Annotated in this window: 9 protein-coding genes; 1 reads left to right on the top strand and 8 read right to left on the bottom strand. The window is 60.2% G+C overall.

What is annotated here, in order from left to right; translation table 11 throughout:
* Positions 1–10: 10 nt before the first annotated feature.
* The 4 genes from L0G76_RS12425 to L0G76_RS12410 all read right to left on the bottom strand — a co-directional run bounded on the left by L0G76_RS12425 (position 11) and on the right by L0G76_RS12410 (position 2,799).
* The gene (locus L0G76_RS12425; protein WP_304357505.1) at positions 11–877 is read right to left on the bottom strand and encodes a uroporphyrinogen-III synthase; all 867 of its coding nucleotides are present in this window, start codon (positions 875–877) and stop codon (positions 11–13) included.
* 202 nt (positions 878–1,079) lie between these two features.
* Positions 1,080–1,679: a PIN domain-containing protein gene (locus L0G76_RS12420; protein WP_092104151.1), complete on the bottom strand. Its 600-nt coding sequence runs from the start codon at positions 1,677–1,679 to the stop codon at positions 1,080–1,082.
* 19 nt (positions 1,680–1,698) lie between these two features.
* Complete coding sequence (locus tag L0G76_RS12415; protein WP_092104153.1) at positions 1,699–2,220, bottom strand: helix-turn-helix domain-containing protein; 522 nt, start codon at positions 2,218–2,220, stop codon at positions 1,699–1,701.
* 93 nt (positions 2,221–2,313) lie between these two features.
* Positions 2,314–2,799 (bottom strand): DUF2000 family protein, encoded by a 486-nt coding sequence (locus tag L0G76_RS12410; RefSeq protein ID WP_092104155.1) that lies wholly within the window; start codon positions 2,797–2,799, stop codon positions 2,314–2,316.
* A 48-nt stretch (positions 2,800–2,847) separates the two neighbouring features.
* On the opposite strand from L0G76_RS12410, the gene L0G76_RS12405 reads away from it, so the two are divergent.
* Entirely contained in the window at positions 2,848–3,624 is a 777-nt protein-coding gene (locus tag L0G76_RS12405) for an AraC family transcriptional regulator (protein WP_304357504.1), read from the top strand.
* A gap of 19 nt (positions 3,625–3,643) precedes the next feature.
* On the opposite strand, the gene L0G76_RS12400 is transcribed toward L0G76_RS12405, so the two are convergent.
* The 4 genes from L0G76_RS12400 to L0G76_RS12385 all read right to left on the bottom strand — a co-directional run bounded on the left by L0G76_RS12400 (position 3,644) and on the right by L0G76_RS12385 (position 7,328).
* Positions 3,644–4,462, bottom strand: coding sequence for a 2-keto-4-pentenoate hydratase (locus L0G76_RS12400; protein ID WP_304357503.1), 819 nt, complete (start codon positions 4,460–4,462; stop codon positions 3,644–3,646).
* A gap of 53 nt (positions 4,463–4,515) precedes the next feature.
* Positions 4,516–5,481: an NADP-dependent oxidoreductase gene (locus tag L0G76_RS12395; protein WP_304357502.1), complete on the bottom strand. Its 966-nt coding sequence runs from the start codon at positions 5,479–5,481 to the stop codon at positions 4,516–4,518.
* 153 nt (positions 5,482–5,634) lie between these two features.
* Entirely contained in the window at positions 5,635–6,231 is a 597-nt protein-coding gene (locus L0G76_RS12390; protein ID WP_304357501.1) for a hypothetical protein, read from the bottom strand.
* Positions 6,232–6,242: 11 nt separating this feature from the next.
* Positions 6,243–7,328, bottom strand: a complete 1,086-nt coding sequence (locus L0G76_RS12385) for a helix-turn-helix domain-containing protein (protein ID WP_092104163.1) — start codon at positions 7,326–7,328, stop codon at positions 6,243–6,245.
* Between the last annotated feature and the right edge of the window lie 222 nt (positions 7,329–7,550).

Here is a 7,550-nt window from a genome sequence, read left to right as displayed (position 1 = left end):
GGCGCGCACCTCATCTGCGATCGTCTGTCTCAGCACGCCGTGCGTCGGTGAGTTCGGTGACCAGCGTTCGCACGAGCGCACCCAGGCGGAACCTGTCGGGGATCACGGTTCTGATTCCGTGGTCCCACAGCGGTGCCGCAGTGACGTTGCCGACCGCCGCAGCGAGCACGCCGGGCTCATCGTTGAACGCGTCGATGACCCGCGGCAGCACGCTTTCGTCACGTGCGACCTCGAGAAACGCGGTGGCGCCCGGCGCCGAGGTGAATGCCACAGCATCGCACTGGCGACTCGCGACGAGGTGGACAGCCTCGACCACAGCGTCCGGATCGGGTGCCGGACCCCACCGATAGATCACGAGCGAGCAGACATCGGCGCCTGCAGCGGAGAAGGTCTCATCCAAACCGTCGTCGCCTGCCCCGTGATGCTGGACAGCGATCCGGACGCCGTTCACTCCCTCGTCAAGCAGTGCCTGTCTGATCTCGGAGTTGGTTTCGGATTCGGCGACCCAGGCGGTTTCCAGCCCGGCGGCCTGGATCGCACCGCGTGCCTTGGGTCCACGGGCGATGATTCGGGCACTGGCGAGCATCGCGTGCCACTGCTCGAAGAGGCCGGCTTCCTCGGCCACATTGCCCCAACCGGTGAAACCGACACCGGTCGTGACCACAATGACGTCGGGTTGGGTGTCGATGAGGGCACGCGTGCGTGCGACGAGCTCGGGGTCATCGATGTTCGGGATGACCGACAGTGTGGGTGCGTGCACGATGGTCGCATCGTGACGTTCGAGGGCTGAAGCAAATTGTTCGGCCTTCCGCTGCGCCGTCAGAACCACCCGGCATCCGGCCAGCTGGCCGCTGCGGTCACTTCGAGACTCGTCCATGCACACATCCTGGCCTCCGAAGCTCGGCAGAGCAACTCAACGGATCGAGGCTAGAGACGCTGAAGTCCGCTCGCTCTCTCACTCGTGCATGCGTGCACCCATGGTCACCCGAATCACGGCGTACCGCGGTCCCCGCAGGGACACCCCGACAAGGAGCACCTACCTGGACAGCGACACCAGCGTCCACTCAGCCGAAGTTCTCTCAATGCAGAATGTCCCGCAACCCTGGTGCCATGGACAGCAACTCTGCCGTTGCCGTCATTTTGTACCGCTCGTCGAGGATTGTCAGCAGATCTGACACCGAGAGTTTTGGGCCCTGCCGTCCGCTACGCTCGCATAGAGCAATCACGGCCAGGCTCCCCTGCGTCAGGTGCTGTCGCACGGTGTCGTAGGCAAATTCCCTCGCAGGGACTGCGCGGATGAGTGCCGGCAGTTTGGCAGTTGGAAAATCTTTGAGGTTCTCGGTGACGATGACTTCGGCACTGCCCATTTCTGCTGCGGCTACAACGTGCTCGTCATCGGGGTCTGGCAAACCGTATGTGCCCTCCAGCGGTTCCCAGCCAAGAATAAGCGCGTCGTCGAACGACTGCGACATTTGACCGATCAATCTTTGCGCAGCTAGTTCAGCGTCGTCTACCGCCGATCCCCGGCTGACCAACTTCTTAGCCTCATGATGGGCAAGTTCGTCGAGGATAACTGTGCTCCACATGGGTCGGTAAGCACCCTCAACCGCAAGCGACAGCAGGAAATCGCGCTGCAGGCTAGGCCAGAGCACGCTCGTGTCGAGCACCGCGGCAAACATGGATTGATCCTATGTCAGATCACCCTGCTGATCGACGCTTCGCAGCCACTGCCTTACGCGCTTCCCGAAGTTCAGCCAAGGTCTGGTCGATATCCGCCGTCTCGTCGACGTCGACGGACAGCGCATCGATGGCAGCGTATTGTTTTCGACGGCGCTCCTCGCGATAGTCCAAAACATCTGTGAGAGCGATACGGCGGTGCGAACCCGAGCGCGTGTAAGGAAGTTTTTCGCCGTCGAGCGCCTTAATCAGCGTCGGTCGGCTGATCCCCAATAGGTCGGCGGCCTGCTGAGTCGTCAACATCTGCGAGGTGGGCGAGATTGTCACTGACAAGCCCTTCTGCATCGCCTCCACAACACTGCGCAAGACCTGGTAGACCTCGGAGGGAAGCTCAACCGTGTTGTCATCTTCTGCCCCGACGAGATAATAGCGCGGGATAGGGTTGTGCGCTTCTTCGGCAGTGAGCATGTCGTAGACGCGGCCGACTTGCCGAGTATCGCTAGCACTGTAGGTCGACGATGCGAGGAATTCTGTTGCGGACATGGACCTCTCCTTTTATGCATCAATCGCAAGTAATTTCGATTGCTTCATTTAGTCTACCGCGCGTGATCCTGCAAAGAGAAGAGCAACCCCGCCTCACCCATGCATCCGCGCGCCTTTCACCAACCGATCCACCGCATTCTTCGGCCCGCGCAGAGCAATGCCGACTAAGTTGAGGTCCTCGGCCGCGACCGCAGCCACGGCCTCACGGTTGGCGGCATCGTGGCCGGTCGAGAACAGTTCCTGCGTGTACACAGCCGTCGATATTCCCCGACCCAGCGCCTTCGTTCGAGCCTTGGCCAGCACCTCGGCGCCGGCGGTCATGACGAGGACTGGCTGGCGCAGCATCGGAAGGTAGTCGTTGCCGTCGGCGTCTCGGTAGTTCTCCCCCACCAGGTCCGGTTCGCTGGTCGCGATGCCGGACATGAGGAACGCGGTGACGTTGAGTTCCTGCCAGGGCAGCAGGTCATCGCGGAGGACCACGACGACCTTCGTGTCGAAGCGCACCACCTCGGCGCTGGCGGAACTGACCGTATCGGTGGTGCCTGCGGCTGTCTCTGCTGTGTTCGTGTTTTCGTGCATGCCCCCACTCTTGTTCAATTCCACAGGTGGGTCTTGTACGTTTGTGACATGGCTGATGTGATCCACGCGTGGCACCCGAATGTGCCCCTGGTGCAGGAGGTGCTCCACGCACAGTTCGAGCATCATGCCTACCCCTCCCACACTCATGATTCATGGACCGTCCTGCTTGTCGATCAGGGAACCGTGACCTACGACCTGGATCGCCACGAGCACCAGACGTCGAACTCGACGGTGACGCTGCTGCCGCCGCAGGTGCCCCACGATGGCCGCTCGGCGACTCCTGATGTTCCGTTTCGCAAACGCGTGCTCTACCTCGAACCCGAATGGCTGCCCCTGGGCGCCATCGAGGCCGCAGCGGAGACACCCACGCTCTTCGACCCGAGCGTCACCTCGACCGTCGACCAGATCCATGCCGCATTGAATGACCCGGCCGATGTCCTCTCCGCCGAGTGCGGAGTTCTCGCGCTGCGTGACCTCGTACAGCCGCATCTGAAGTCACCGGTCGACACTGCTTCTGACACGCCTCTGGCCCGTCGTCTGCGTCACCTGCTTGATGATCGTTTGGAGGAGACCTTCACCATCGCCGAGGCGGCCGCTGACTTAGGTGCCCACCGCAGTCACCTGGTCCGGGTGTTCACCCAGACCTACGGGAATGCCCCGCACCAGTACGTCATCGGCCGTCGCGTGGACCGCGCCCGCAGGCTTCTCCTGTCCGGGCACTCCCCCGCCGAGGCGGCCGCCCAGTCCGGCTTCCACGACCAATCCCATCTCACCCGGCACTTCCGCCGGACGTTGGGAACAACACCGGGCGTCTTCGCGGCCTGAGGCTCTACGACGCCCCAGCTCAGACTACGAAAGTGCCGGTGACAACGCCCAGACCATCGAACCTCGCAGACAAAGAATCGCCCGGTTCAACTGGGATGGGCTCACTGCATGTACCTGTGGTGATGAAGTCCCCTGCTGCCAGACCGATGTCGACGGCGGAGAGTTCATTGACCAGCCAGGTCAGTGCTGCGGCTGGGTCACCGAGAACGTTTCTGCCTACGCCCTCAATGGTTCGGGACCCTGATGGGCAGTCGACTTCGGCGGTCATCGGCACCTCGGCCAGATCGCGCGAGGACCAGGTCTCCTTCGCCGCCGGCCCCAGCACGAATCGGTGGCCGCAGGCGTTGTCGGCGATCATCTGCAGTGCACCGGCCGTGGTGACATCGGTGAAGCGGGAACTTGGCAGTTCGATGCCGAAGTGCAGCGCAGCCACCGCCTCCATCACCTCGTCGAGGGTGTAATTGCTTGTGCGCGGAGGCAGCGCGGTGCCGAGGACGAACACGAACTCCGGCTCGGCCAGACACATCGAGTTACCGCTCAGCGACACAGCCTCCCCGTCGCCTTGGATGCGGTCCGCGAGCACGCGACCACCCAGCGGGCCCTCGACATTGATGTGCCGTTGCCCGGCCTCACTCGTCGCCGCGATCTTCCACCCGCGGGTTGGTTGCCCTTCCAACTCGGCATAGCGGGTCTGTATCGCGTAGGCCTCTGCCCGAGTCGCAGGAACTGCCTCTGCCGGCAGCGCATCGATCGCCGCCCCTTGCAGACCCACCTTGTGCACGGCGGTGGCACCGCGTTCGATCTTCTCCGTCGAAGACATCGCATTCACGTCCGTCATGAGATCAGTGTGGCACGGCACGAGCGAACCGCGGAGGTGTGACCGTCAATCGGTCATATCGTCAGCACTGTCTTAGGCAGCTGGCCGTAGTCCATCTGCCGGTGAACCTCCACAACGTCCTCGAGCGGGGCCGTGGCCGGAGCTGGCACTTGAAGCTCCCCGTTTTCGATGAGCTCAGCCACGTATTCGAGCGCGACATGATCCGGTTCGACGATGACGTTCGTCCAGCGGACGCCCGCCTGTGCGGCAGCCGCGTCGAGGCCCTGTTGCTGCCCCGAGGGTACTCCGACGACGATCCCGTCCGGTTTGGTCAGTGGAACTGCGCGAAGGGCGAACTCCCCACCGATGAGGTCGATGACGACGTCGACATCACTGATTCCTCCGGCACCGAGGTTGGGGTCGTCGAATTCCTCACTCGCATAGTCGATCGCCCGGTCCACACCGAGAGACTCGAGATGTTTCAGCTTCTCTCCCGTTGCGTGACCGATGACAGTCGCGCCCAGCTTCTTCGCCATCTGCACGACATAGGTGCCGACGGTGCCGCCACCGCCGAGGACGAGTACCGTCTGTCCGCTGCGCACATCCGCGGCTTCGTGCACGATCTGGTACGCCGTCGTGGCAGGCAGAGGGATCGACGCAGCAGTCGCGAAATCCAGAGAATCGGGAATGCGCACGAGGTGGCGAGACGGTGAGGTCACAAATTCGGCATACCCGTTGGCCGGGTAGGGAAAACGGGGCATCCCGAAGACGCGATCACCTAGTGCGAAGCGATTCACCCCATTGCCCAGGGCGGAGACCTCACCGGCAATATCCCATCCGACGGTGATGGGGAAAGCGCCCATGAGCTTTGCCACGGATGCTCCGCCACGAGTCTTTCCGTCGACCGGGTTGACTCCCACATGGCTGACGCGCACCTGAACCTCGGTGGGAATGGGTTCAGAGATCGGTGCGTCGTGGATCAGGGTGAGGACTTCAGGCCCGCCGAATTCGTTCTGGACTACCGCACGCATCTTGCTCATCTCTCCACCGTTCAACGTCGCCGAGGCGGCCGCATCGGTCGGCGTCCATGACCAGTCTCAACTCACTTGCCATTTCCGGCGAGCCCAAGGGACGGCGCCTGGTATTTATGTCTTGTGAATCATCTTCCCATTGAAGAGCTACGGGCCGTAGATCTATCCCGCAATCCATTCTTCAAATTTCACCGCGTCGAAGATCTCTCTGCGGTGATTACGGGAGATCCTATTGAGACTCATGAGCCGCTCACGCATCGCACGAACCCGCTCCTCATTCAAAATTTCGAGCCTCAGACCGACACTCACCAATGACCAAGTGTCAATACACTTGATTCCCTCCGCAAACGGTCTGGCCCTGAAGTCATCTGTTACAAATATCGCCTTGAGCATGCGACGCTGGATAATGGTGATTGTTTCAGCCTCGCCTAAGTGCTTGTCGTCGCCATTCTTCATATTCTGTTCAGCGAGATCTACGTCGAGCGCCTCTGCAAATGCCATCTCCCACCGCAGTCGGCGAATTTGAACATGCTCGTCGTCGCTGGGAAAGACCGGTTCGCCGAGCACAAGCTCAGCCGCGTAGCCAAGGCCCGATATCCCATAATTCGACGGTCCACGACCATCGCACTCACGCTGGACAGTTGCTGTCCAGGTGCCTTTACCCTGCAGGATTTCCTTCAGACAGTCCATCTCATCGCAAAGACTAAAGTTGATGAGGACGTTGGTGTCATGGAAGAAGAACAGGGGTTTTGAATCCACATCCAGCAGCCTTATCTAAGAAGCGATAGCAACTCATCGCCCTCAATGGGAGTCATAGGAGCTGGGTCGGGAACCTCGAGTTCCGCCTCATCAGTACCAAGCATCCAAGCAAGATAGCTCTTGTTCAGCTTGCCGGATTCGATCCGCTGCAGGTGAGCAGATCGCAACCATGTGGGAAAGCAGCGCGCACTCGCGCGAGCCATTCGGTCAGTGATTTTGTCCGGGCCCTGTACGTGTCGACTCTTGCTCCAGTATTTCCGCAGGACGCCCTGAGTCTTGAGTTCGAGCGCTGCCGAAATCTCATGCGATGGAACGATGCCAAGCTTGTTCAACCGAGCTTTCACCGTCCCCGTTGACACTCCCGACTCCCATAGAAAGTCAGCTAAGTCGTTGCACAGTGTCGACTGCCAATCGAATGCGCGCATTGACTCTTCTGGGAGGAGCAATTGAGCGGCAAAGTTATTAGCCTTCGCTTCAAACACATCGACTTTATCGCTACAAGGGCGAACGTCTTCATGACCAAGAGCATGATGTGCAAGCTCGTGGGCGATCGACCAATTCTCATTGAACCAATTGCCTGAACCATTGACGGCAATGACCTTTCGGCCTGTGACGGTGAAAGAGTAGGCAGTAGTCAGCTCCGATAGAACGACAACATCCACGCCGAGCACTTCGAGCTTATCTGCAAATCGTTCGACGAATCCTGGACCGAGAATCTCCCGGAACTTCGCTGGATCCGCAGGCAATTTCGAAGTTGCGCTAAGCTCCCCGGCCAGGTTGAAGGCAGTCTGAATCTTAATCAGGACGTCTCTATCTTCTTCAAGACCGTCGACTGAGCGTGTTTTTGTCTCATGGTCGAATCTATGCCGAGCAGCAAAGTTAAGCCGAGCCGGATCGAGCTCGCCCGTGATCAGGTAATACACATCTTCATCGAGAGCCCGCGCAATGTCTGCAAGCTCGACTGCGGCAAAACCTCTCTGCCCACGAAGCGCTCGCGACATCGCGTCGGGTGTCATCTGAGTATGTTCGGCCAGCGTCTTTTGAGCCATGCCACGTTTCCGCATGACTGCAATGACTCTGTCTCCTATAGAACTCATAGTCCAATTCTAGACCGGAAATTGGGAAATTCCCAATTTCATTTCCGGACTTCACATAGTCGCCACTCGCGTAGGCACAATCCTGGTTGGCGACGTAACTACTGCGCTCTTACCACCAAGCACCTGGATTGCCTGCCGCTTGAACGGCCGCCCCAGCAAACAGCTACTCCCCGACGTGTTCCCGAACCCACTCAAGAACGGTCCGCGCAATCTCCTCCGGGC

It is taken from the genome of Brevibacterium picturae, from assembly GCF_030453725.1.
In the GTDB taxonomy this organism is placed as follows: domain Bacteria; phylum Actinomycetota; class Actinomycetes; order Actinomycetales; family Brevibacteriaceae; genus Brevibacterium; species Brevibacterium sandarakinum_A.
Note: the sequence above shows the minus strand (reverse complement) of the source record. Positions and strands in the feature narration are given on the sequence as shown.

Coding starts and splice junctions, on each gene's coding strand:
- L0G76_RS12420 (WP_092104151.1), bottom strand. CDS start 1,679: ATGTTTGCCGCGGTGCTCGACACGAGCGTGCTCTGGCCTAGCCTGCAG.
- L0G76_RS12385 (WP_092104163.1), bottom strand. CDS start 7,328: ATGAGTTCTATAGGAGACAGAGTCATTGCAGTCATGCGGAAACGTGGC.
- L0G76_RS12405 (WP_304357504.1), top strand. CDS start 2,848: ATGGCTGATGTGATCCACGCGTGGCACCCGAATGTGCCCCTGGTGCAG.
- L0G76_RS12410 (WP_092104155.1), bottom strand. CDS start 2,799: ATGCACGAAAACACGAACACAGCAGAGACAGCCGCAGGCACCACCGAT.
- L0G76_RS12425 (WP_304357505.1), bottom strand. CDS start 877: ATGGACGAGTCTCGAAGTGACCGCAGCGGCCAGCTGGCCGGATGCCGG.
- L0G76_RS12395 (WP_304357502.1), bottom strand. CDS start 5,481: ATGAGCAAGATGCGTGCGGTAGTCCAGAACGAATTCGGCGGGCCTGAA.
- L0G76_RS12415 (WP_092104153.1), bottom strand. CDS start 2,220: ATGTCCGCAACAGAATTCCTCGCATCGTCGACCTACAGTGCTAGCGAT.
- L0G76_RS12400 (WP_304357503.1), bottom strand. CDS start 4,462: ATGACGGACGTGAATGCGATGTCTTCGACGGAGAAGATCGAACGCGGT.